The organism is Planctomycetia bacterium (genome assembly GCA_021413845.1).
GTDB lineage: Bacteria > Planctomycetota > Planctomycetia > Pirellulales > PNKZ01 > PNKZ01.
Window position 1 is genome coordinate 26,271 of sequence record JAIOPP010000129.1, and the last position, 25,201, is coordinate 51,471.

Annotated in this window: 19 protein-coding genes; 8 read left to right on the top strand and 11 right to left on the bottom strand. The window is 61.5% G+C overall.

Features of this window, described 5'->3' with window-relative positions:
• Positions 1 to 20: 20 nt before the first annotated feature.
• The 7 genes from K8U03_22495 to K8U03_22525 all read right to left on the bottom strand — a co-directional run bounded on the left by K8U03_22495 (position 21) and on the right by K8U03_22525 (position 8,142).
• Positions 21 to 644: an isochorismatase family protein gene (locus K8U03_22495; GenBank protein MCE9607667.1), complete on the bottom strand. Its 624-nt coding sequence runs from the start codon at positions 642 to 644 to the stop codon at positions 21 to 23.
• 878 nt (positions 645 to 1,522) lie between these two features.
• Positions 1,523 to 1,903: a DUF1801 domain-containing protein gene (locus K8U03_22500; GenBank protein MCE9607668.1), complete on the bottom strand. Its 381-nt coding sequence runs from the start codon at positions 1,901 to 1,903 to the stop codon at positions 1,523 to 1,525.
• Between the two features lie 30 nt (positions 1,904 to 1,933).
• The gene (locus K8U03_22505) at positions 1,934 to 2,434 is read right to left on the bottom strand and encodes a hypothetical protein (GenBank protein MCE9607669.1); all 501 of its coding nucleotides are present in this window, start codon (positions 2,432 to 2,434) and stop codon (positions 1,934 to 1,936) included.
• A gap of 42 nt (positions 2,435 to 2,476) precedes the next feature.
• Complete coding sequence (locus K8U03_22510) at positions 2,477 to 2,926, bottom strand: hypothetical protein (GenBank protein MCE9607670.1); 450 nt, start codon at positions 2,924 to 2,926, stop codon at positions 2,477 to 2,479.
• 120 nt (positions 2,927 to 3,046) lie between these two features.
• Entirely contained in the window at positions 3,047 to 4,552 is a 1,506-nt protein-coding gene (locus K8U03_22515; protein MCE9607671.1) for a DUF1501 domain-containing protein, read from the bottom strand.
• An 11-nt stretch (positions 4,553 to 4,563) separates the two neighbouring features.
• Entirely contained in the window at positions 4,564 to 7,101 is a 2,538-nt protein-coding gene (locus tag K8U03_22520; GenBank protein MCE9607672.1) for a PSD1 and planctomycete cytochrome C domain-containing protein, read from the bottom strand.
• A 204-nt stretch (positions 7,102 to 7,305) separates the two neighbouring features.
• Entirely contained in the window at positions 7,306 to 8,142 is an 837-nt protein-coding gene (locus tag K8U03_22525) for a class I SAM-dependent methyltransferase (protein MCE9607673.1), read from the bottom strand.
• Between the two features lie 409 nt (positions 8,143 to 8,551).
• On the opposite strand from K8U03_22525, the gene K8U03_22530 reads away from it, so the two are divergent.
• The 4 genes from K8U03_22530 (at position 8,552) to K8U03_22545 (ending at position 18,239) form a co-directional block, all read left to right on the top strand.
• Positions 8,552 to 9,907, top strand: coding sequence for an efflux RND transporter periplasmic adaptor subunit (locus tag K8U03_22530; protein MCE9607674.1), 1,356 nt, complete (start codon positions 8,552 to 8,554; stop codon positions 9,905 to 9,907).
• A gap of 104 nt (positions 9,908 to 10,011) precedes the next feature.
• Positions 10,012 to 13,155 carry a CusA/CzcA family heavy metal efflux RND transporter gene (locus tag K8U03_22535; GenBank protein MCE9607675.1) on the top strand — a complete coding sequence of 1,048 codons (3,144 nt, stop codon included), beginning with the start codon at positions 10,012 to 10,014 and terminating at the stop codon, positions 13,153 to 13,155.
• A 155-nt stretch (positions 13,156 to 13,310) separates the two neighbouring features.
• Entirely contained in the window at positions 13,311 to 14,423 is a 1,113-nt protein-coding gene (locus tag K8U03_22540) for a Gfo/Idh/MocA family oxidoreductase (GenBank protein ID MCE9607676.1), read from the top strand.
• 69 nt (positions 14,424 to 14,492) lie between these two features.
• On the top strand, positions 14,493 to 18,239 hold the full coding sequence (locus K8U03_22545) for a c-type cytochrome (protein MCE9607677.1): 3,747 nt from the start codon (positions 14,493 to 14,495) through the stop codon (positions 18,237 to 18,239).
• Between the two features lie 21 nt (positions 18,240 to 18,260).
• On the opposite strand, the gene K8U03_22550 is transcribed toward K8U03_22545, so the two are convergent.
• Both K8U03_22550 and K8U03_22555 read right to left on the bottom strand, forming a co-directional pair.
• Entirely contained in the window at positions 18,261 to 20,414 is a 2,154-nt protein-coding gene (locus tag K8U03_22550; protein MCE9607678.1) for a hypothetical protein, read from the bottom strand.
• Positions 20,415 to 20,581: 167 nt separating this feature from the next.
• Positions 20,582 to 21,037: an acetolactate synthase gene (locus K8U03_22555; protein MCE9607679.1), complete on the bottom strand. Its 456-nt coding sequence runs from the start codon at positions 21,035 to 21,037 to the stop codon at positions 20,582 to 20,584.
• Positions 21,038 to 21,362: 325 nt separating this feature from the next.
• Here K8U03_22555 and K8U03_22560 point away from each other — a divergent pair, with 325 nt between their 5' ends.
• Positions 21,363 to 21,767, top strand: coding sequence for an acyl-CoA thioesterase (locus K8U03_22560; protein MCE9607680.1), 405 nt, complete (start codon positions 21,363 to 21,365; stop codon positions 21,765 to 21,767).
• A complete protein-coding gene (locus K8U03_22565) occupies positions 21,764 to 22,495 on the top strand; it encodes a methyltransferase domain-containing protein (protein MCE9607681.1) in 732 nt (243 codons plus the stop codon). The genes K8U03_22560 and K8U03_22565 overlap by 4 nt, the downstream gene beginning before the upstream one ends.
• A gap of 254 nt (positions 22,496 to 22,749) precedes the next feature.
• Here K8U03_22565 and K8U03_22570 read toward each other — a convergent pair whose 3' ends face one another.
• Together K8U03_22570 and K8U03_22575 are read right to left on the bottom strand one after the other, a co-directional pair.
• Positions 22,750 to 23,571 carry a sugar phosphate isomerase/epimerase gene (locus K8U03_22570; GenBank protein MCE9607682.1) on the bottom strand — a complete coding sequence of 274 codons (822 nt, stop codon included), beginning with the start codon at positions 23,569 to 23,571 and terminating at the stop codon, positions 22,750 to 22,752.
• A gap of 135 nt (positions 23,572 to 23,706) precedes the next feature.
• A complete protein-coding gene (locus K8U03_22575) occupies positions 23,707 to 24,390 on the bottom strand; it encodes an SDR family oxidoreductase (GenBank protein ID MCE9607683.1) in 684 nt (227 codons plus the stop codon).
• Positions 24,391 to 24,489: 99 nt separating this feature from the next.
• Here K8U03_22575 and K8U03_22580 point away from each other — a divergent pair, with 99 nt between their 5' ends.
• Positions 24,490 to 24,774 carry a hypothetical protein gene (locus tag K8U03_22580; GenBank protein MCE9607684.1) on the top strand — a complete coding sequence of 95 codons (285 nt, stop codon included), beginning with the start codon at positions 24,490 to 24,492 and terminating at the stop codon, positions 24,772 to 24,774.
• A gap of 170 nt (positions 24,775 to 24,944) precedes the next feature.
• Positions 24,945 to 25,201 (top strand): hypothetical protein (locus K8U03_22585; protein ID MCE9607685.1); only part of this gene is annotated, 257 nt, incomplete at its 3' end.

A 25,201-nucleotide genomic window follows, 5' to 3' on the forward strand; every position in this document is an offset into this window, starting at 1 on the left:
GGAGGCGACCGGGGAAATCGTTAGAAGCCGATCGGCTGCGGCGGCTTGGGGCCTTTTTCTTTGACTAGCTTGCTGATCGCTTTAAACTCCGGCGTGCCGGAGCGTTCGCACCATTCGAAGAGGGCCGCTTCCGTGGTGGTGAGCGTCGCGCCGGAGGAGTCGAGTCGGCGCAAGGCCGTCTCGCGATCGAGGTCGAAGCGCGAGCCGACGGCATCGACGGCGATGAACACGCGGAAGCCGTGCGTCATCAGATCGAAAGCCGTTTGCTGCACGCAGACATGCGCTTCGATGCCGACGAGCAAAACCTTGTGAATGCCCCGCTCGATCCACTCTCGAAACAGCGCGCCGCACTCGCCGCAACTGAATGCCGTCTTGCTCGGGATCGACGAAAACTTCTCGGCCAGCTCCGGAACGGTCGGGCCGAGCCCTTGCGGATATTGCTCGGTTGCGGCCTTGGCGACTTGCAAGATGTCGGCCCCATCGATCAGGCGACGGATGTTCCAAATGATGCGGGCATGATCCGGCACCAGCGTGATGAGCTTCCCCTGCACGTCGACCACGAGCAAGCCGGTATCGTCGGCCGACATCAGTTCGGGGCTGCGTGATAAGGGGCGATTTTGCGATGCTTCGGAGGGGGCGTTCATGGAGGGTTAGCATAACGAATCCGAAGACGGCAAACCAGCAGCCAAAGTAGTAGGCACGTTCCACGTGCCGTAACCACTTGCGCATTCGGAGCGAGAAGTACGATTGCAAAACGTTCGATGCTCCTTCAATAGCCCCTGATGCATATCTGAGGCGCGACCGCGTTGATCGTTCGCAGCCGTTCGTGGCGGACGGCACGTGGAACGTGCCTGCTATTTTGGCCGGCGCAGGGCACGGCCGTATTCGCATCGCTTGCGACTTAGAAAACATTCGTGCGTCGTCGCCCGGGTTCGGTCGGGCATCTTGTCGAACGTACTCTGCGCAAAGCATTGCAACCCGGCCGGGCTGCTCGGAGTTAGCTCGCGAGCAACCGGTTGGCCCGAGCGACGACGCACCGGACGACACCCCTGCCGAGCGAAGTCCTCTCCCCGGTTTGCAACCCCGAGAAGAGCTTCGGGCGATTCGATCCGCGGTTTACCTCTTCGTCGGAAGAAGCAGCCCATCGCGCACCTCGCCTGAGCGCGCGACGACCGAGGATCGCGAAGCACGGAGCGTTCGGTTAAGTAAACGCTGCGCACTCCGCAGGCCGGAAGGAGACGCCGAGTTGTTTTCAAGCAACGCGGTCGACCGGCGTCGCGACGGACCGACAATCAAGTCGATTCGGTTCGAGCCCGGGCGGCGACAAGCGGCGCGGCCCCGGCACGAACGTCCCATCGCGATTCGTCGTCGCCTCGTTTCGCATGCATGCAACCGGCGACGTGTCGAAACCTATCAAGGTCGGAGTCGTGCCCCCTTCACACGGAGCTCAACATCGCACTTCGCCGGCTGAAATTCAACGCGAAGATTTAGGCCAAGGAAACGCAGCTTCCGAGCGCTCGCCTCAGATATCCGTGGGGTCGCCGAACGTTTCGTTCAGCTCGATGGCGGCTTTGACGAGCCGCTTCACGGTCTTCGGGGCGACGTCGTCGTCTTCCTGCAGCACGAGCGTCGCCATTTCGTACTTGCCTCCCGGCTTCAAGCGTTCTTCGATCTCTTGCAAGCGCTTCCCTCGCCAGAATCCGAGCAACACGCGTTGCTCTTCGGCACGGATCAGCAGCACGGGGCCATGGGAGAGATAAACCAGATGGCCCCACTTAATCGTTTCCGTCAACTTGGCCGAGGCCATGACGCTTGCCCTCAGCTTCTCAACCATGACGCGCCGCCAACCGTCGAGAGCGGCGACATAGGCATCGGGGTTCGCGGACGGAACGGACTTCTTCATCGCTGCACACGTAGGTCGAGATGATTCGAGCTAGGGAATAACACGAATGCACGTATGCTCGATTCGATCGATAAGCTTCATCTCGCCGACAAGAATGAAGTAGTACATTGCCGTGTGGTGTTGCTGAAAGCCGGGTGGGGCAGGGGCGTGTTTTTGTAAATTCATGATTCCTCGAACCTGTACCAGTCGCCCCTCAGTCTCCTCAGCAGGAAGCAATTTGCCGACGATAAAAACACGTTCGCCATCGAGGATGACATAGGGACGTAACGGTTTAACTAAGCCTCCCCAAGCAATGCCCTGTGCTTCCACTTGTCGGGAAACGCAATCTCGCCAAGACACGGACTCCATGCTGCCGGTGCCGGACATCTTGGATGCATACAGGTGCTGATCAGTACGGCCGTTCTCCGTCTGCTCGCCTTTTGCTGCCGAACAAACCAAAGCCAATGACAGGAACGCGGCAACGACGCATACTTGCTCCAGCTTCAGACTCGTTCGAGTCGGATTTTCCGGCGACATGATGGCTGCACACATAGATGCCTACCAAATCTCAGGCAAGGCTTAATTGCCAACGAATCAAGGAAGCTGAACCATCCCTGCGGTATCGACGAGAAAACGAGTTTCGTTCGACCAGACTCCCATATATCCCTTATGTCGAAGAAAATGCTCGTCGACTTCCATCGAGTCTTGCGACGATTTTATGATAGCGCCGGGCTCATCGTAAATGATAAGTCGAATGCCGTCCGCCACAGTGATCAATCGAGGCATTTCTCCGTAAACCCATTGCATGTGATTCCCTGGATCATCGACGATACGCATCTTGTGGCCGAACCGGAATTCAAATCGAGTCGAAACATAGGGAACACCGTCGGGCTTGCCCCCGATGTAATGAATGCCGGGAAGGCCGAACTGAACAATAAAATATGAGACGAGAACTGGCGCGAAAGCAACGCCAAAGCACAATAACGCGCCGCCTCGGCTTCGCGCAGTCGTCGCGCTCGCTTCGCCGGATGATGAATCGTCCATGGTTCACGCGTATTGCAGACGAACTATTCCACTCGCGCTCGATCGCCTCCGTTCAATAGCCCGGGATGCATATCCCGGGGCCGCGAAGCCCAAGCCCCTCGCAGCAACTCTCCCCGCCGATCACGCCAAGATCGGCTTCACCACTTCCCCGTGCACGTCCGTCAGGCGGAAGTAGCGGCCTTGGAATTTATAGGTGAGCCGCGTGTGGTCGAGGCCTAAGAGGTGCAGCACCGTGGCTTGGAAGTCGTGGACGTGGACATTGATTTCCACGGCGTTGAAGCCGAACTCGTCGGAGGCGCCGTAGCTGATGCCCGGCTTGATGCCGCCGCCGGCCATCCAAGCGGTGAACGCATAGGGGTGATGATCGCGGCCCCATTGCTTCGTCTCTTCGATCTTCCCTTGCAGAAACGGCGTCCGTCCGAACTCGCCGCCGTAGATGACGAGCGTGTCGTCGAGCAAGCCGCGCTGCTTCAAGTCTTTCACGAGCGCCGCCGAGGGAGCGTCGACGTCGGTGCATTGGATCTTGAGCTGCGTGGTGAGATTGCGATGCTGGTCCCAGCCGGCGTGCATCAATTGCACGAAGCGCACACCCCGCTCCGCGAGCCGGCGCGCCATCAGGCAGTTGTAAGCATACGAGCCTTGCTTCAAGACGTCGGGCCCATACATATCGAGGATGTGTTGCGGCTCGTCGGAGAAGTCGGTGAGCTCCGGCACGCTCGCCTGCATCCGATACGCCATCTCGTACTGCGCGATCCGGGTCGCGATTTCCGGATCGCCGTATTCGCGAAGTTGCAGCTGGTTCATCTCGGCGAGGCCATCGAGCATCTTCCGCCGCACGCTTCGGCTCATCCCCTCGGGATTCGAGAGATAGAGGACCGGATCGCCGTTGCCGCGGAACTTCACTCCTTGAAACTTCGTCGGTAGGAAACCGGCTCCCCAATAGAAGTCGTAAAATATCTGCCCGCACGAAGCTTCCTTATCGCGCGAGGTCATCACGCAAAACGAAGGTAAGTCTTGCGTGTCGCTACCGAGGCCGTAGGTGAGCCAAGAGCCCATGCTCGGCCGGCCGGCTTGCTCGCTGCCGGTGAGGAAGAAGGTAATCGCCGGGGCATGGTTCACGGCCGTCGTGTGAAGCGACTTCACGAAGCAGAGGTCGTCGGCGATCTCGGCCGTGCGCGGCAGGAAGTCGGAAACCCAAGCTCCCGAACGGCCGTGTTGCGCAAACTTCGTGATCTCCGCGAGGCAGGGGCGCGCGGTCTGTCCGCCGGTCATCGTGCTGAAGCGCCGGCCGCCGACGATGTCGTCGGGAATCTGCTTGCCGTGTTGCTTGCGGAGCGTCGGCTTGTAGTCGAACGTGTCGACGTGCGTCGGCGCGCCGTTTTGAAACAGATAGATTACGCGCTTCGCTCGGGCCGCATGATGCGGCAGGCCGGCGAGACCGCCGAAGCGCGCCGGCAAGGCCGAGCTTGTCGCGGCGTCGGCAGCGAAGCCGTTCGACGAGAGGCCGTCGCCGGCCAGGAGCGAGCCGAGGGCTGCGGTGCCGAGCCCGAGTGCGGAGCGACCGAAGAATTGCCGGCGCGTGACGTCGGCTTCGGCCGTGCGGAGCGGTTCTGCGGGAGATGGCATGTCGGAGGGGATCATTGTTTGGTGAGCGTTTCGTCGAGGTTGAAGAGCATGGCGCAGAGCGTCGCGAACGCCGCATGTTCGATCGGATCGAGCTTCGCGTCGCGCGGCGACTCGCCGACCTTCAGCAGCTTCTCGGCGGCGGTCGGGTCGGCCGCGAATTCGGCCCGCAATTGCGCGAGCGACTTCGAGAGGATCCGGAGTTCATCCGGCGTCGGGCTGCGCAAAGTCGTGCGCCGAAACGCCGCGGCGAGGCGCTCGTTCGGCGCGATCGCCGAGTCTTTTAGCGTCTGCTCGGCCAGCGCGCGCGCCGCTTCGACGTAGGCCGGATCGTTGAGCGTCGTGAGTGCGTGGAGCGGTGTGTTCGTCCGTAAGGTTTTCACGGTGCAGGTCTGCCGCGCGGCGACATCGAAGAACGACGTCGGGCCGACGATCCGCCGCCAGAAGATATACAAGCTCCGGCGATACAAGGCATCTCCCTTGTCTTGCACATACGATTTCTTCCCGAACGTGGCTTCTTCCCAGATGCCGGCAGGTTGATAAGGCTTCACCGACGGGCCACCTAGCTTTTCGACGAGCAAGCCGGCCGACGCTAAGGCTTGATCGCGCAGCATCCACGACGGCATCCGAAACCGCGGCCCGCGCGCCAGCAACCGGTTCTCGGGATCGCGCTCTAAGATCGCCGGCGAAACTTTCGACTCTTGCCGATACGCGGCGCTGGTAACGATGAGGCGATGCAGATGCTTCACGTCCCAAGGAGATTTACCGTTCGGGCCGTCCATAAACTCCACGGCCAGCCAATCGAGCAGTTCCGGATGCGACGGCTTTTCGCCTTGTACGCCGAAGTCGTCGACCGTCTTCACGAGACCGGTTCCGAAGAACGTTTGCCAGATGCGATTGACCGTGACGCGAGCCGTGAGCGGGTGCTTGCGATCGACGAGCCAACGGGCCAAGCTCAGCCGATTGCGCGGCGCGTCGGCCGGCAAAGGCGGCAGCACGGCCGGAGTTCCCGCCGCGACCTTTGCGCCGGGCTTGTCGTAGGCCCCCTTGTCGAGCATGAACGTCTCGCGCGGAGTCGGCAACTCGTCCATCACCATCACGCGCGGGATGCGCGTCAGAAGTTGATCGCGTTCGTCGACCGCACTCTTTTGGCTCGCCAAGAGTTTGCCGTAAGCCGGCTCTTTGTCTTTGTAGAAGGCCGCCATCTCGCGCAAGGCGTCGGCCCCGCGCTTCGCCGGCTCGAGGTTCAGCGCCGTGAGGATGTTGCCGGAGAGTGCCGCAGCTTTGGTGGATTTACCGGCGGGGAGTTTCGCCTCGCGCGGGAAGAGGGTCGTTTCGAGCGTTGCGACTTCTTCCGCGATCTTCGTTACTTTGGCGGCAGCCGCGGCGGCCGTTTCCAGATCCGTCGGACTAGCGAAATCGACGATGGGCGTAATCTGTCCGCTCCGTCCGCCGCCGCTCGCGCTTCCCGTTTCCGAAGTGGTGTTGAAGTAGGCGTATAGCGCGTAGTATTCGCGGTTCGTGATCGGGTCGAACTTGTGGTCGTGGCAGCGGGCGCAGCCGACCGTGAGCCCGAGCCACACGGTGCTGACGGTCTCCGCGCGGTCCATCACGTTTTCGACGCGCGTCTCTTCGGCGATGCGGCCCCCTTCGCCGTTGAACATGTGGTTGCGATTGAAACCGGTCGCGACCTTTTGCTCGAGCGTGGCGTTGGGAAGCAAATCGCCGGCCAGTTGCTCGACGGTAAACTTGTCGTAAGGCATGTTGTCGTTCAACGCCTTGACGACCCAATCGCGCCAGGGCCACATCGTGCGCTCGGGATCTCCCTGATAGCCGTTGGTGTCGGCATAGCGCGCGGCATCGAGCCATTCCCAAGCCCAGCGTTCGCCGTAGCGCGGCGAGGCCAGCAGCCGATCGACGACTCGTTCGTAGGCGTCGGGAGAGTTGTCGAGTAGGAAAGCGTTGACCTCGGCCGGAGTCGGCGGGAGACCGACGAGATCGAGATAGACGCGCCGCAGCAATGTTGCTTTCGCTGCTTCGGAAGAAGGGCGCAGCTTCTCCTTTTCCAGACGAGCCAGAAGGAAGCGATCTATCGGCGTGCGCGGCCAGCCCGCGAGCGGCGACTTCGCATCGGCGGCCGGCAACGGCGGCCTTTGCGGCGCCTCGAACGCCCAATGTTTTCCCCACGGCGCCCCTTCGTCGATCCAGCGCTGGATCAGCGCGATCTGAGCGGCGTCGACCTTGCGATTCGATTTCGGCGGCGGCATCTGCTCGTCGGGATCGTGCGACGTGAGCCGCTGCATGATCTTGCTCGCAGCGCTCTTGCCGGGCACGAACGCTGCACTGGCGATCGCGGCGGCGCGGTCGTCGAGCCGGAGATCGGCTTCGCGATGCTTCGGATCGGGCCCATGACAATGGAAGCAGTTGTCGCTCAGGATCGGCAGAATATCGCGACTAAAATGGACCGGCTCCGGGACCGACGGAGCAGCGGCGAAGAGCGCCGATTGTGATCCGGCGCAAGCAGCGACTAGAGACGCGACGAAGAGAACGATACGAAGCACGAAAACACTCCGGCGGGCGAAACGGAGAGGGGATTCGAGGCGGGCGGGTAGGGCAGGGGGTGCGGACCAGGAAGACGCTCTAGTTTACACGCCCCAAGCGATTACCGCCAAATGATTCCCCCTCCGTCGGCGGTTATGCCGCTTCCCGCTCTCTGCTTCTGTTCGGGGCGAAGAGCTTAATGGTCGCTAACCGGCTTACCGTTTCCGCAAGATGAACACCGCGTCCGAGAGTTCGTTGTCGAACTTAACCGGGTGGTCGATGTCGTAGCAGAAATCGTAGACCTCGCAGAGCTCGAACTCCGGCACCGCGGCGAGCAGCTTGCGGAATTGCGTGGCCGTGTAGAGCCGCAACGGAAACTCCGTCGCGAGGCGCAGTTCCTTAGCGGGCGAACGGACGAGCATCGACACGCGCAGCTTTTCGATCCGCGTTCGGCGACTACTTTCGACGACGCGCAACGTATAGGTGACTTTCGTTTTCCCGCGCACCGCGGTCCAGCGCTCGATGCATTCGAGCGAGGCGTCGTCGGGCAGAAGGTGGAAGCCGAGGACGTAAAGGCCCCCTTTGCGTAGCGCGCGGTGAGCGCTGCGCAAGTGCGCCAGGGCGGCTTCTTCGGTCGTCAGATGGCGGAAGGTGTTAAACGTGTTGAAGATCGCATCGACTTGCTTCGGGACGCGAAACTCCGTCATGTCGCCGGCGAATGCGGTTGCCGAAAGCTTGCCGCGCGCGATTCGCTGCTTGAGATATGCGAGCATCTTTTCGTTGTTGTCGAAACCCGCGGTGTGGAACCCACGTCGCGCAAGTTCGACGACGAGCCTGCCGCCGCCGCAGCCCGGCTCGAGCATCGTCCGCACAGGGCCGAGCGCATGCTTCGCGCACGCCGCGGCGATGAAGTCGGCCTCGCCCGGCGTATCGTCGGCGAAGGCGAGGTCGTAGTACTCCGGATAGTCGTACCAATTCGCCGGCTCCGGCTTGCTTCGTTTCGAAGAAGTTACGGAAGCTGATTTCTTGCGCGTGGTCTTAGGCGTAGGCATAGAGGCTTAGGTTCGCAGGGGATGAATCGTCGAGAGGCCGGCGTTGTTCGGAGTTGAAGTCGGTGTGGTCTTGGCATCCGTAAAATTAGCCAAGCCGATTTTAGAAAAAAACGAGAGTGCCGATCGTCGGTCGCATGTTAAACGAAACTTAATCTTTCTGGTCTGAAAAATGCGTAATGTTTCTGCGCCGCGAAAATGAGCGCGTGCATAGTTCGAGGGGGTTTCTTCGGAGCCTCGGGATTTTCCAGCAGATTTAAGTTGTTTCTAAAAAGCGAGAGCCGGTCATCCGCTCACAATCGCTTCGTTTGTCGTTCGCCAGATCGCCCAGGAGATAGGCATGATTGCCCGAGTTTTAGACGTATGTAAGCGATATCGCCAGAGATTTGCCTACTGTTTGATAACCGCCGTCTTGTTCACGATTTTAGAGTTCGGCCACTCCACACATTGGAGCTTTGGGTTGGGAGCGCTGTCGGCCAACGCAGCGACGCCCGAAGTCGGGACGATGCAGTTGCCGATCCCGACGAAACATGCCGCCCCACCTAAGAAGTCCAGTGCCACAGAGAAGCCGAGCACAACGGAGAAGCCCGGCACCACGGAGAAATCTCCTCCCGCGGTCGAAGCGAAAGACGGCATCCGGCTCAGCGACGACATCGCCACGCGGAGCGGTATCTCCGTCGAGACGGTCGGCTTGCATCCCGTGCGACAAACGCTCACCGTCAACGGCGTGACCGATTACGACCAAGATCGCCTCGCGCAGCTTTCGGTGCGCGTGCCCGGGCATGTCTGGCGCGTCGAGAAGCGCGAAGGGGAAGAGATCAAGAAGGGGGAGTGCCTCGCAATCGTCGATTCCGTCGAAGTCGGGGAAGCGAAGACGAACTTCCTACAAGCCAGCGTGATGCTCGACTTGAAGGCCAGCAACCTCGAACGACTCAAACGCATCACGAACGAAGTGGCCGAGCGAACGCTCCGAGTTGCCGAAGCCGAAGAGCGGGAAGCTCGGCTCACGCTCTTAAGCGCTCAACAAAAGCTGATCAACCTCGGCTTACCGATCAAGACCGAAGATTGTCGCCGGGTGACCGATGAAGAGCTTGCTTCGCGTATTCGCGTGCTCGGGCTCCCGCCATCGATCGTTGCCGGGCTCGACCCGCAATCGACGACGGCGAACCTCATTCCGCTTACCGCACCGTTCGACGGCGTCGTGATTCGCCGTTCCGCCACGATCGGCGAAGTCGTCACGCCGAGCACTTCGCAATTCGTCGTCGCCGATGTGAATCGGATGTGGATTCTGCTGGATGTCCGCAAGGGGCATGCAGGCATGGTTCGCACGGGTCAGCAATTCGAGTTCCTCGCCGATGGCTCGACGGCACCCGTCGTCGGGCACATCGACTTCGTAAACACCGAACTCGATGAAGAGACTCGCACCTTGCGCGTTCGCGCCTCGGTGGAGAATCCGATCGTCGATTCCGATTCGACCTCTCCCGGCCGAAGACTCATGAAGGCCCACACGTTCGGCACCGGCAGCATCGTGATTCGTGAAACACCGAAAGCCGTGGTCGTCCCTTCGGCTGCCGTGCAGTTCGAGGGGCGTCAGAGCTTCGTGTTCGTGCAAGTTTCGGGAACTTTCTATCGTCGCGACGTTCAGGTTGGCTTCGCGGAAGAGGGTCGCACCGAAATCACAGAAGGGCTCGCTGCCGGCGATGTGATCGCAGTCGGCGGCAGCCATGTCTTGAAAGCGGAATGGATGACCGTGGCGGCCCAGCAATAAACCGTATCGCCATTTCCAAGTCATCGCGTTTGCACCTACCGAGCCTCTGCTCGATCGGCGCTGGCGTTCCTCGCATCCCACCCACCCTTGATTGAAGCTTCGTAATGCTCGAACGTATTATTTCTTGGTCCCTCTCGCATCGCGCCGCGGTGTTGTTCGGCGCGTTGGTGGTCGGCATCGCCGGAGTCATGTCGCTCCGGAATCTCAACATCGATGCGTTTCCAGACACCACGCCGGTGCAGATCCAAGTCAATTCGCAAGCTCCGGGCATGGTGCCGGAAGAGATCGAACGGCAGATCACGCGTCCCGTCGAACTTGCCATGAGCGGTATGCCTGGCGTGGCCGAAGTTCGTTCGATTTCCATGTTCGGCTTGTCTCAGGTGCTCGTCACGTTCGTCGACGGCACCGATATCTATTTCGCGCGGCAGTTGATCAACGAAAAGCTCGGCGCCGTCGAGATTCCCGTCGGCATCGACCGTCCGCAGATGGGGCCCGTCTCGACCGGCCTCGGCGAAGTGTTTCACTACATCTTGCTCGGCCGCGGTCGCGATCTTACCGAGCTGCGCACGATGCACGATTGGGAAGTGAAGCCGCAACTCCGGCCCGTTTCGGGGGTCGCGGAAGTGAACTCTTGGGGTGGGCTCGAGAAGCAGTACCAAGTGCGGATCAATCCGACCTTGCTGTTGAAGTATTCGCTCTCGTTCGAAGAAGTGATGCAAGCGGTGCGCGACAACAACCTCAACGTCGGCGGCGGCAGCATCGATCTGGCCGGCGACAATCTCTTAGTCCACGGCGTCGGCCGGACGATCGGCACCGAGCAGATCGGCAACATCGTCGTCGCGGCGAAGTCCGGCGTGCCGATCCGCGTGCGCGACGTCGCCGACGTCACGATCGGCCATGAGATTCGTCGCGGAGCGGTTTCCGCCTCGCTGCGCGATCCCAACGATCGGCTGAAAATCAGCCAGGGCGAGGTCGTGCTCGGCCTCGGCTTCATGCTGATGGGACGCAACAGTTACGAAGTCACCGCGGCGATGCGCGATAAGTTCGACGAGATCAAGACGACCTTGCCCGACGATGGAACCGTCAAGGCGATCTCCTTATACGACCGAACGGAACTCGTCGATCGCGTCATCTCGACCGTGAAGAACAACCTGCTCGAAGGAGCGGTGCTGGTCATCCTCATCTTGTACATCTTCTTGGGAAACCTGCGGGCGGGCCTGATCTGCGCCGTCGCGATTCCGCTGTCGATGCTCTTCGGCTTTTGCGGCATGTGGTATTTCGGCATCGCCGGTTCGTTGTTGAGCCTCGGTGCGATCGATTTCGGCGTCGTGGTCGATAGCTCCGTGGTCGTCGTCGAGAGCATCGTTGCGAAGCTCGGCCACTCCGGCGTGTTGTACGGTTGGCGCCGGCGCGAAGCGATTCGCGAGGCCGCGGTCGCGGTGCGGACGCCGGCTTGCTTCGGCCAGCTCATCATCATGATCGTCTACTTGCCGATCCTTTCGCTCGAAGGAGTCGAGGGGAAGATGTTTCGGCCCATGGCCCTGACGGTCATCTTCGTCCTCATCGGTTCGCTGATCTGCTCGCTCACGCTGACGCCGGTCCTCTCCAGTTTGATTCTGCCGAAGAAGTGCGAAGAGAAAGATGTGCTCTTCGTCGCCTGGACCAAGCGCGGCTATGCCTGGTTCTTAGATCACGTGCTTCCGCAACGCATCCTCACGGCGGTCTTCGCCTTCTCGGTGCTCGCGGTCGGGGCGTGGCTCGTGGCCGGAATGGGGAGCGAATTCGTCCCACGGTTGTCGGAAGGGGCGATCGTCGTCGGCATCACGCGACCGCCGGGAACTTCGCTCGACGAAGGAGTGCGCATGAATCGCATGATGGAACGGATCATCATGGAACGCTTTCCCGACGAAGTCTCCGTCTGCTGGAGCCGACTCGGATCGCCGGAAGTGCCGACGGACGCCAGCACGATCGAGTCGACCGATCTGTTTATCACGCTGGAAGCTCCGGAAAAATGGAAGCGTGCGAAAACGCAAGCCGATCTCGTCGTCGAGATGGAAAAAGAATTGAAGGATCTGCCGGGTCAAATCATTTGGTTCACCCAGCCGATCGAGCAGCGCATCAATGAAATGGTCTCGGGCGTGCGTGCCGACGTTGCGCTGAAGCTCTTCGGCGACGACTTCCTCGAGCTCGTCGCCACGGCGAAGGCCTTGGAAAAAACGTTGCGGAGCATCCCGGGGGCCGCCGACCTTTCGACGGAACAACTCCTCGGCCAACCGGTCTTGCAGATCTCGATCAAGCAAGACCAAATCGCCCGCTACGGCATCCACGCCCGGGCGGTGTTGGATATTGTCGAATCGATCGGCACGAAGACGCTGGGCAACGTCGTCGAAGGGCAGCTCCGTTTTCCGCTCGTAGTCCGCCTGCCGGAAGCGATGCGCGCCGACAAGAAGGCGATCTGCTCGATCATGGTCTCGGCGCCGAACGGCGAACGGGTCTCGCTCGGTCAGCTTTGCACGGTCGAAGAAGTGAACGGCCCGCGCATGGTCTCGCGCGAGTGGGGCGAACGGCGCATCACGATCCAATGCAACGTCCGCGGACGCGATGTCGGCAGCTTCGTCGCCGAAGCGCAGAAGCGGATCGGCGCCGATGTGCAGTTGCCGAAAGATTATCGTATCGAATGGGGCGGGCAGTTCGAGAACATGCAACGGGCCCAAGCTCGACTGGCGCTCGTCGTGCCGATCGCGCTGTTGTTGATTATCGGGCTGCTCTTCTTAAGCTTCCGTAACAAATTCGACACGATGGCGGCGTTCGCCGGCGTGCCGTTCGCCGCCGTCGGCGGGATCGTCGGGCTGGTGTGGCGCGAGATGCCGCTGTCGATCTCCGCGGCGGTCGGCTTCATTACGCTGTCGGGCATTTCCGTATTGAACAGCATGGTGCTCATCTCGAAGTTCCGCGAGTTGCATCGCGCCGGCGGCTCGACGGCCGAGGCCGTCATGCATTCCGGCATCGAAACGCTTCGGACGATCATCATGGCTACGCTCGTGGCCGGCGTCGGGTTCGTGCCGATGGCGACCGGCACCGGTGCCGGTGCCGAAGTGCAACGCCCGTTGGCGACCGTCGTGATCGCCGGTGTAATCGCGGGCACGATCTTCACGCTCGTCGTCTTGCCGGTCGCTTATGCGTGGTTTATCCCGCGCAAGGTCGGCGGCGATCCTTCCCACGGCGGCGTCGCGCACGCCGCACATTAGGCCGATATTATCGGCCTGCGGCAGCCGCTAGCCTGCGCGCGCCGCAAAGCTTATCTTCTACCTGCGGTACCGCATGGTTTTCGGCTCGGCAGGCTTTCTGCTGAGAGCACCTTCGTCTTCATTCCGTCAGTCCTTAGCGTCAGGATTCTTCGCACATGAGTAAGCGCGTCAATGTGGCGATCGTCGGCCTCGGCTTCGGTGCCGAGTTTATTCCGATCTACAAAGAGCATCCGCAAGCCAACGTCTACGCCATCTGCCAACGCAACGCCGAAAAGATGAACAAGGTCGGCGACGCCCTCGGCATCGAAAAACGCTACACCGACTACGCCGCGCTGTTGAAGGATCCGGCGATCGATTTCGTGCATATCAACTCCCCGATTCCCGACCACGGCGCGATGTCGATCGCCGCGCTCAAGGCCGGCAAGCATGTGATGTGTACCGTGCCGATGGCGACCACGGTCGACGAATGCCGGCAGATCGTCGAACTGGTGAAGTCGACCGGCCTGCGCTACATGATGGCCGAAACGGTCGTCTACTCGCGCGAGTTTCTCTTCATCAAAGATCTGTATAAGAAGGGAGAGCTCGGCACGATCCAGCACCTTGCCGCGTCGCACCCGCAAGACATGGATGGCTGGCCCGACTACTGGGAACGGATGATTCCGATGCACTACGCGACGCACGTCGTGAGCCCTTGCCTCGGCTTGCTCGACGGCCGCGCGGAGTATGTCAGTTGCTTCGGCTCGGGCTTGGTGCGCGACGACATCGCGAAGAAGTCGGGCAATAAGTTCGCCGTCGAATCGTGCCACATTAAGGTAAAAGATTCCGACGTCACGGCCCATATTTGGCGATTCCTGTACGACGTGGCGCGGCAGTATCGCGAAAGCTTCGACGTGTACGGCACGAAGCAGAGCTTCGAGTGGACTCTGGTCGAAGGGGAGCCGCATGTCTTGCACACGGCCAAGAAGCCGGAGCCGGAGATCGCGTCGAAGGTCGAAGTGCCCGACTTCGCGCACCTGCTGCCGGAACCGATCCGCAAGTTCACCCGCTCGATCCAAGACGCCGATCACTTGTCGTTCATCCAAGGAGGGGGCCACGGCGGCTCGCATCCTCACATGGTGAACGAGATGGTTAGCGCGCTGCTGCAAAACCGCGACCCTTGGCCGAATGCCGTAACGAGCGCGAACTGGACCTGCGTCGGCATCTGCGCGCATGAGTCGGCAATGAAGGGGGGCGAGATCGTGCGTCTGCCGGAGTTTACCCTCGGGTAAATCACGGCTTGCGACACGACCCTTCGTCGGGCTTCGCTTTTTTCGTGCGACCGTTCGTGGAGTGAAATGATGAATCGACTTCGCGTCGTCGGCCTCGGTATGCTCGGCGCGATCTTCGTCGCCGCTTGCGCTTCCGGATTTGCGCAAGAGAAGCCTTCGACCGGCTATCGGCCGGCGATCACGGCGAAGCCAGCCGATCTGAAACCGTTCGAGTATGTCGACGCGCGGGTTCCCTTCTATCCGGCCGGCGGGCCGCGCAAGGGGGACGGCGAGTGGAGCAAGATGCAGAAGCCGCTCGATGCCGCGGAGTCGCTCAAGCATTTGCGGGTGCCGGATGATTTCGAGGTGCGGTTGTTCGCCGCCGAGCCGGAGATCGGCAAGCCGCTGGCGATGGCGTGGGACGAGCGCGGCCGGCTCTGGCTCTGCGAAACGCTCGACTACCCGAACGAGCTCGCGCCGGCCGGCAAAGGGCGCGATCGCATTCGGATCTGTGAAGATACCGACGGCGACGGTCGAGCCGACCGGTTCACGATCTTCGCCGAAGCGCTGAGCATCCCGACGTCGCTCGCGTTCTGTCGCGGCGGCGTGATCGTACAGAACGCGACCGAGACGTTGTATCTGAAAGACAACGACGGCGACGATCGTGCCGATGAGCGGCGCTTGCTTATCTCCGGCTGGGGAGCCGGCGACACGCACGGGGGCGTGAGCAACTTCCGCTACGCGCTCGACAACACCTACTGGGGGATGCAAGGCTACAACACCAGCACGCCGAAAGCCGGCGAACGCGAGTTCGGCACGTTTCGCATGGGCTTCTTCCGCTTCAAGCTCGACGCCAAGCCGAAGCCGGAAATTGCCGACGTCGAGTTCATTCGCTCGACGAATAACAACACTTGGGGGCTCGGCTTCAGCGAAGAAGGGCATGTGTTCGGCAGCACGGCCAACGGCACCCCGAGCGTTCACATGCCGATCGCGAATCGCTACTACGAACGGGTGCGCGGCTGGTCGGCGTCGACGTTGAGCTCGATCGCGGAAGACAACCACATCGACCCGATCACCGATCGCGTGCGCCAAGTCGATCAACACGGCGGCTTCACCGCGGCGGCCGGACATGCGCTTTACACGGCCCGCAACTATCCGAAAGAGTATTGGAACCGGACGGCGTTCGTTTGCGAGCCGACGGGGCATCTCGTCGCGACGTTCACCCTGACGCCCGACGGCACGACGTTCCGCTCGCGCAACGCCTGGAACCTCGCGGCGAGCGACGACGAATGGACCGCGCCGATCATGGCCGAGGTCGGGCCCGACGGCAACGTGTGGCTGCTCGATTGGTACAACTACATCGTGCAACACAACCCGACGCCGGTCGGCTTCGAAAACGGCAAGGGGAACGCCTACGAAACGGAACTCCGCGACAAACGCCACGGCCGGATCTACCGCTTAGTGCCGAAAGGTTGGAAAGAAGCGAAGTCGAAGACGCTCCAGGGTGCAACACCGGAACAACTCGTCGCCACGCTTCGTGACACGAATATGTTTTGGCGGTTGCACGCGCAGCGGTTGCTGGTCGAACGGGGGAAGAAAGACGTTGTGCCGGCGCTGGCCGAGCTTATCAATGATCAGTCGGTCGATGAGGTCGGCTTGAACGTCGGCGTGATTCACGCCTTATGGACGCTGCACGGGCTTCGGGCAATCGGTAGCGAAGAGCAGGCGACCATCGATGCTCTCGCATTGGGATTGAGGCATCATTCCGCGAGTGTTCGACGAAATGTAATTCAGGTACTTCCCCGAACGAACTCCGGACTGCAACTCCTCGATCGCGCTAACATCCATAAAGATGACGATCTTCAGATAAAAGTAGCGGTCTTGCTGGCAATCAGCGAAACACCACCGTCGCAGACCGGCGTGCAACTCTTATGTACGGTGGTTAGGCGTTTGAAGAGGCATCGCGTCGCCGACGATCGCTTACTCATCGATGCGACGATCTGTGCCGCAGCACAACTCGATTTTGCTTTTCTTAACCAAGCGCGGACCATTGGGTTTTTGAAAAGCCCCGAAACGAACTACGTTCGAGAACCTGTTCTGCGCGCAGCCGAGCATTTCGCGCGCGGATTCCCCAAAGATTCGATATTCGAGCTCTTCAAACAAATCGAACAGGTAGACCCCTCGCTTTCCGGTCCGATGGTCGAAGGGCTTTCGCTCGGTTGGCCCCAAGATCGTTCGATGACCTGGACAGCGGAAGACGAGCGAGCGATCGTGCGGCTCTTGGGGTCGCTTCCCATGGAATCGCAGGGACTTTTGATTTCTTTGGCTGAGCGTATGGGGAGTGCTGCCATCGTGGATTACGGTCGCATGTATACTCAAGGTATACTCGCCGAACTCACCGGGATGAATCTTTCCGACGAACGAAAACTCGCAACGGTAGTTCAAGCCGTGGCATTCCGCAAACGGGACGATGCGGTCGTTGCGGCGTTGTTGAAACAGATTACGCCCCGTACGTCTCCGACCTTGGCGGTCGGTATACTCGCAGCGCTGCGCAAGAGCGAAGTCGGATCGCTCGGTAAACTAGTCGTTTCAAAGCTGCCGATGCTCGCTCCTTCGACCCGGCCTGCGGCTATTGCGCTGTTGCTGTCGCGGGTTGAGTGGACGTGGGCGCTGTTCGATGCGCTCGACGCGGGCGCCGTGCAAGCCGGTGAGCTTGCGCTCGATCAGAAAATGGCGCTCACTTCGCATCCCTCGTTCGATGTGCGGCAGCGGGCTCGGGCCGTGTTCGCGCGAAGCGGTGGCTTGCCGAATCCCGATCGGCAGAAGGTGTTGGAGGAGTTGCAACCGCTTACCGAAAAGTCCGGCGATGCCGCGGCCGGCAAGCTTGTGTTTACGAAGAACTGCGCGAAGTGCCATCAACATTCGGGCGAAGGAACCAAGATCGGGCCCGATCTTACCGGCATGGCCGTGCATCCGAAGCGGGAGCTGCTCGCGCATCTGATCGACCCGAATCGTAGCGTCGAGGGAAACTTCCGCGTCTATACGGTCGTCACCGACGACGGGCGCGTGCTCACCGGATTGTTGGCTTCCGAAACGAAGACGTCGGTCGAGTTGATCGACGCGGAAGGGAAGCGGCTGCAACTCCAGCGCGAGGCGATCGAAGAATTGACGGCCTCGCCGAAATCGTTGATGCCCGAGGGGTTCGAGAAGCAGGTGACGCGCGACGATATCGTGAACTTGTTGGAGTTTCTCACGACGCGCGGCAAGTTCTTTCCGCTCGATCTGCGCAAGGGGGCGACCGCGGTCAGTACGCGCGGGATGTTCGTCGACCCCGACGCGACGGCCGAGCGATTGATCTTCCCGGATTGGTCGCCGAAGACGTTTTCCGGCGTGCCGTTCACGCTCGTCGACCCGCAAGGGACTCGGACGGCGAACGTCGTGATGTTGTACGGTCCGCAAGGTTACTTGCCGCCGAAGATGCCGAACTCGGTGAAGCTCGCTTGCAATGCGCCGGCGAAAGCGATTCACCTCTTGAGCGGCGTCAGCGGTTGGGGCTATCCCGCCGGCGACGACGAAAGCGTGTCGATGATCGTGCGGCTCCATTATGACGACGGCAAAACGGAAGATCATCCGCTGCTGAACGGCGTCCACTTCGCCGACTACATTCGCCGCGTCGACGTGCCGAAATCGCAATTCGCGTTCGATCTCGCCGGCCGGCAGATTCGCTATTTGGCGATCGTTCCGCAGCGGCCGGATGTGATTCGCGAAGTCGAGTTCTTGAAAGGGCCCGACCGCTCGGCACCGGTCGTGATGGCGGCGACCGTGGAAGCTCGATAGAGAGATGGCAACGAAGCGAAGTTAGATGATTCGGATCATGTCGACGAAGAGCAGTCGCCAAACGGCGAGCCCGACGCAGGCAAAGCCGAGCGGCAAGGCGAGGCCGCGGAGCTTGGCCGAATAGTCGGGCTTCCACCAAGTTTGGCGCTCGAAGTAGTGCAGGGCCAAGTAAACGCCCGACGCTCCGAGCACGAGGTTGCCGAGCAATCCGTGGTAGAAGTAGCCGCGAAACAAACCGTAAGCGGCGACGATCAGCAGCACGCCGCCGATGAGCGTTTGATTGCGGGCATGCAGATTGTCGCGAACTTTCGCCAGCTGCGGCACCGTAGCGACGGGGGCGAACTCGGCTTTCACCAGCACGGCCAACGCGGCGAGCAAGAAGAGCGTCATGGCGATGAGCCGGCCGAGGAAGCCGGAACCGCCGGACCCTGCCGATGTATGCATCGAGGTCTCGGCGAGCTCTTCCGGTGGGGAGACGACGGCCACCGGCCCGCAATACAAGCCGACGACGGTCACGATCGGCGCTTCGACCGGAACCTTGGCTTCTCCGCTCAGCGAGCCTTGCAGATCGCCGCTGAATTTCACTTCACGCTGTTCGCGTCGTTGTAAGGTCGCGACGCCGCTATCGACCCGGGCGATCACGTCGTACGGCGTCTCTTCGGGAAGGCTGTCGAGCCCGGTCTTCTTCTTCATATCGTCCACGGCCGCGCGCACGGCCGGAGCGTACTTGCCCGCGACCGGTTTGCCGTTGATTTCGGTGATGTAGTCGAAGCCCCCTTCGATGCCGTAGCCCCAGCCGGCTTCGTTGCGGTTGGAGCGCAACCGAATGAGCTTGCCGATAAACGCCGGGGCTTTCGTCGGATCGAACTTCTCGTCGGCCTTAATATCTTTAATGAGCGTCGGCCAGTTCACCGCGGCTTCCTTGGTCATCGTCGCGAGGGCATCGCCGTGAGCGACCGCTACCGACGCCATCGACTGGTCGAACGCTGCGATCGGCTGCTGCGCGCGGGCCTGAAACGCCGCGAGCTGCGGGTGGCCGGCGAGCGAGAGGCGCAGATCGTCTTGGCCGAACGATTCGAGGCGATCGCGCGAGCGCTGCGAGAGCTTCGTCGCGGCGGCTTCGGCGAGGATCACGTCGGCGAAGCCCCCGAGCTTTTGATAAGCGGCGGCGCGCTGTGCGCCGATCGAGGCGACGAACTCCTTGAGGGGCGAGGTTTGCAGATAGGGCTTGGCTTCCGTATTGGTTTCCAAGTTGGCGAAGAATTGGTTAGCACGCGAAAGCAGCTCGACGGTCTTCGGGGCGCCGAGCCGCGAGTTCGCCGCACTCGACTGCGTCACCAAATCGGCGAACTTCGGCGGGGTGGTTTCCGCTTCCCAACCGGCGATCTCGTCGATGCCGATCTCCCAGTTGCGCTTCAAGCGATCGGCGATCTCGACGACCATCGCGGTGCCGTACAGGGCGTCGACCTGGGCCTTCATCTTGTTCATGCGCGTGGCGAGCTCTGCCACGGCCGAGCTGCCGACGGGGACTTCCTTCGCGAGCCCTTGGAATTCGTCGAGCCGGCGCTGAAACGATTGCGCGGCCCCATCGCGTGAGTTGGGGGAGTCGCTCTTCAGATCGGTGAGCCATTCGGGGAACTTCGCTTCCGTGCTTTCGACCCCGCGCTTCATCACGGCGATGGTTTCCTCTTGCATCTTCTGCGTGTTCACGGCGCGGAAGGTCGAGAGCTTGGTTCGGTATTCGGTCGTCTTCTCGGGGCCGAGCGCGGCCGTGGTCTTCGGGTCTTTCAGGAGCGCTTCGAGGTCGTCGAGCTCTTTGTTGATGCCGGTCTGACGGAGCCCGAGCTGGCCCTGGGCTTGCTCGAAGCGTTTGTCGAGCTCGCGGCCGAGGTTCTTTTTGAATTCGTCGGCGGCCGCCGTTTGCATGCCGGTGCGGAGCGCGGCGATCTCTTTCAAGATCGGATCTTTCTTGGCCTGGTCGACGCCGGTAAGCTCCGCTTCGGAGAGGCGGAGCGTGATGTCGATCTTGTCGGCCGTCTCTTTGTCGGCGACTTGTTGCTTGGCTTGGGCCAGATACTTCTGCGCGCCGGCTTCATCGGCCGAAGTCGTCGTCGGCGCGAAGAGCGACAGCGAGAGAGTGAGCACAACGGCAAGGCGGAAGCAGGTGCGGCGCATGACGAAAATCCCTTGAAGCCGTACACGAAAGTCGAAGCGAGAAATCAGAGACGTGCGTGCGGCGATGCGCACGTGCCGATGCTACCTTGCGAGGGGGAGACCGTCAATTCTCGCGATCCGGCGCTCGGCCCGCCGACAAGCATCGTCGCTGTGCTTAGTCGACCGGATTAGTTGTCTTCTTCTTGCAGGTCCGCTTCGCCGATCATCGGGAAGCCGGACTTGCTGAGAATTTCTTGGCCCATCTCGATGTTGTCGACCATCACCGCGACCGAAGGTCGGCCATGCGGACGGACCAGCAGCGGGTACGCTTGAATGAGGTTCACTTCCCCTTGCAGCAAGGCCGTGCAGATGCGCAACAGCGCTTGGGAATCATCGGGAAGCTCGACGCCGATCACATCGGTCTCGATGATCGCGAGCCCTGCGCGCTCGAGAATTTCGCGCCCTTGCTCCGGATGGCTCAGCAGAAAACGTACGAAAGCACACTCGGCCGCGTCGGCGATCGACAGCGCGACGATGCGGACGCGCGTGCCCTCGAAGCGACGAATCACTTGCAGCAAACTGCCGACGCGGTTCTCCAGCAGAACGGTAAACTGCCGAATCGCCGGATAATTTCGGCCGCGCATGGTATCGAACCCGACGCCGGTCCCTTCGCCGATGCTCATGACGGTTCCTATGGTTGCGTCGTAACGCTCAATCGCCTTTTAAGCTAGCGTTCGGGCCGGAAACCGTCAACGCGTGGGAGAAAGTCGTGGTTTCCGAAGTTCAGGGTTCGTGGGGGGGCCGCACGACGATTCGTCGCAGTCGGCGGCGCTGGTCGGGGTGTGTGTTCGGCCGATTGTCGGGCGGCGGTGCGGCGTCGTAGAATCGTCCCTCTACTCGCACAGCTCGGCCTCCGCGTGTCTTCGCCTGCTCAACTCCACCTATTTAATTCGTTGCCGCGATTCGCTTATGCTCCGTGAACTCGATCTGGAAATTCGCGTCCGCTACCAAGAGACCGACGCGATGGGGGTGTTGCACCACGCCAATTACTTCACCTTCTTCGAAATGGGCCGCACCGAACTCCTGCGCACCACAGGTCGCACGTATCGCGAGATCGAAGCGGCGGGGACGTTCATGGTGATCGTGAAGATCGGTTGTAGCTATAAGCGGCCGGCTCGGTACGACGACGTCTTGCGGTTGCGCACCGTGACGACGCGGGTCGGTGCGGCGAAGATCGAGCACGAATACCAACTGTTTCGCGGCGAGGAATTGCTGGCCGAAGGATATAGCACGCTCGCCTGCGTCGACGGCGCGGGCAAGGTGCAGCGGGTGCCCGAGTGGTTGCATTTCGATCAAGAAGAGGCGTCGTCATGACGACGAATCGGGCCGCTTTGCGAAACGCGGCCGGCGAAGAATTCTCCACGGAAACATTGGCCGGGTTGCGTGCACGGTTCGATGTCGTCGTGCAAGAGATCACGGTCGCGGGCCGAACTTGGAAGCTCGCGCGACCGCGCTCGGCCGATGCGCTGATCGACGAAGAAGCCTTTCAACGCGACGGACGCATTCCGTATTGGGCCGATGTGTGGACGTCGTCGCAGACGCTTGCCGAGGAGCTGGCGAAACGGGTCGGCGGAGACGGCCCGAGCGATGAGCCGCGCAGCGGCCGGCTGTTGGAGCTAGGGTGCGGCATCGGGTTCTCGTCGCTCGTAGCGGCGGGCTTGGGATACGACGTCACGGCGACCGATTACTATCCCGAGGCGCTCGAGTTCGTGGCGGCCAATGCCGAGCTGAACGGGCTTGCCAACATCACGACGCGGCATCTCGATTGGCGTGCGCCGGCCGACGATCTCGGCCTGTTCGACGTCGTCGCCGCGGCCGACGTGCTGTATGAACGACCGAACGTGCCGCTTGTCGCGGCGCTGTTCGCGAAGTATATGCGGCCCGACGGAGTCGGCTATTGTTCCGACCCGGAGCGGCGCGTGGCTTCGAGCTTCGCCGACGAGTGCCGCCGGCTCGGCCTCACCGTGAACTGCTTCATCCGCGCCACGCGAGAAGCGGACGGAGCGGCGAAGGATATCGATTGGTATGTGGTGAAGAGATAGGGGGCAGTGGTCAGTGGTCAGGTAGGGAGGCTTCGCGATTCGCGGGTTCGATAGCCGCGGATGGATATCCGCGGTCGCCTGGAAAGTAGTAGGCACGTTCCACGTGCCGTAACCACAGGCGACTTCGGACAGCGCGACACGACTCCATCGCCGAATGGTGCATGGGGCGGACGGTACAAGTGGCAAGCTGTGCATGTCGCCGAACGACGCATGTGGCGGACGGCACGTGGAACGTGCCTGCTACTTGGGTTCGCCTATTGGCGTAGTCCCGCGGCGCGCATCAAATCCGCCGTCGCTTGATACGCTTCTTCGACCCATTCGACGATCTTGTCCGGCTCCGGCGAGTATTCGAGTTCGATCGAGATCGTGCCGTCGATTTCGAGGTCTTTGATTTCGCGTAGGTACGGCTCGAACGGCACCACGCCTCGGCCCGGCGGAAGGTCGCCGTGCTTGAGACCGTCGCAATCGGAGATATGCACGTGGCCTGCGCGGCCCCGCAGGCGACGCAGCTCGCGCGGTTGCACGCCGGAGAGGACGAGATGCGAGATGTCGATGTTGGCCTTCACGGCCGGCGAGGCAACGTCGTCGAGCAGGCGGTCGATCGTGTCGAGGTCTTTCACCAGCGAAAGCTCGAACGGCTCAAGCTCGACGACGATTTCGACATTCCGTTCGGCAGCGTAGGCGCCGAGCTCGCGACAGGCTTGCACGGCCCAACGCCACTGCTCGGCCGGCGGAATCACTTCGCGATTCCAAATGTATTCGCCGATGACGAGCAGAATGTTCTTCGCGCGGTATTCGGCGGCGAGATCGAGATAGCGCTTCACGCGCGCGAGATGGAACCTGCGCACGCTCGGGTTCAAGTCGATCAAGCCGACGGCGACGCAACAGAGCGACACGATCGGCAACTCGAGTCTGGCGCATTCCGCGGCAATGCTCAGCCGCTCGGCATCGGGCATGTCGAGCGGATCGACGAACAAGTCGACCGTGTCGAAACCGATCTCCTTCGTTTTGCGTAAGCCGAAGGAAGTCGGTTGCCCGGCTTGAACCCAAGCGGAATTAATCAGGCCGAGGTGCATCATGGCGAATGGGGATTAGAGGTCTGAGTGATCAAAGTGCAACGTTCATTGATACGGTTCAAGCAGCATCGGAAATATCGGATATGCAATCGGCATTTTCAACCGACCTCTGACCCCCGACCCCCGACCCCTCCGTCATCCCGGCACACTAAGCGACTGCCCATTATGCTTCGCTGCGAGGCTCAAGATAAACGGCACGGCGCGATCGGCCCAGCGGTCGGGCCCTGGATACGAGCCGGCTTCACGGCCGAAGCAAGTGCGCAGCATGTCGGTATCGATCACGCCGGGGTTCAGCGGCACGGCGGCCATCCCTTTCGGCAATTCATGCGCGAGCGCCAGCGTCAGTCCTTCGATGGCGTATTTCGTGGCGCAATAGGGAGCGACGTCGGCCGAAGTCGAGCGCCCCCACCCGGAGCTGAAGTTGACGATGATGCCCCGTCGCCGATGCACCATCGGCGGGACGAAATGCCGAATGACGTTTGCCGTGCCGAGGATATTCACATCGACGAGCTTGCGGAGTTCCGCCGCGGGAACGTTCCAGAGGGGAGCGGGCTGATTCATCACCGCCGCATTGTTGATGACCAGGTCGAACGGCCGTGCTTCGGCTTCGACTGCCGTGGCCCAAGCGGCGACCGCGGCATCGTCGACGACGTCGACGACATCGAATCGGTGCGGCGGCCCGAACTTCGCTTTCAACGGGGCGATTCCGGCTTCGGTCGTCGCGCAGCCGATGGTCTCATGCCCTTGAGCGGCAAAGCGACCGACCATGGCCCGGCCGAGCCCGCGCGACACCCCGGTGACTAGAATTCGTAGCTTCATGTTCGTCTCCTTGCGCATCGGTTATAAACCAAGCAAGCCGGCCTCGCTATCGAAGGGGCCGACGCCTCGCAGCGAGGTTTTGTTTTCGCAGGAGCATCGATGTCGCACGAATTGCCGTTGTCGTCCCCGCCGCCGACGTTTAGCTGCCATGTCTACGTCGGGCCCGCCGCCGATGCCGTGGGGATCGTGCGGGCTCGCATTGCTACACTCCCCGCGATCGTCGGCGAAGGCTCGACCGAGCGAACCGCGCTCGCCGCCGTCGTCGCGGCGTTTAAGAAGTACGCCGCCGCTGCCGTGGCCGCGGGAACGCCGATCCCGTGGTTGCCGACGCCGGAAGCTCGCCGCGAAGGAGAAGCGGAGCGCTGGCTCGCGGTTCATTTGTGAGTGCAGTTAGCCGCATGCTCGGTGGGCAATTTCAGCGGAAATGCCTTTTCTCCCGAACGTGCCATCGGCTATCATAAGTCTTACTCCCGCCCGACGTTGCCGCGGCCCGAACGGTCGTCGCGGCGAGGTCGATTTCCTGCCCCACGCCACCCCGGACGAGATGGCGAACGATGCCTGTCCGCCCCGCACGCGCGCCTCGGCGCCGGCAACTCCTGATCGCTCTCGTACTCCTCGCGACTTTCTCGGTTGCGCTGCCGGTTCGCGCTGCGTCGGAACTCGATCGAGAAGGGCTCAAGCACTTCGAGGCGAAGATCCGGCCGGTGCTCGTCGAGAAGTGCTACTCGTGCCACTCGGCAGGGGCGAAGGCGCTGCGCGGCGGCTTGCTGCTCGATACCAAAGAGGGGCTCATCCTCGGCGGCGACTCCGG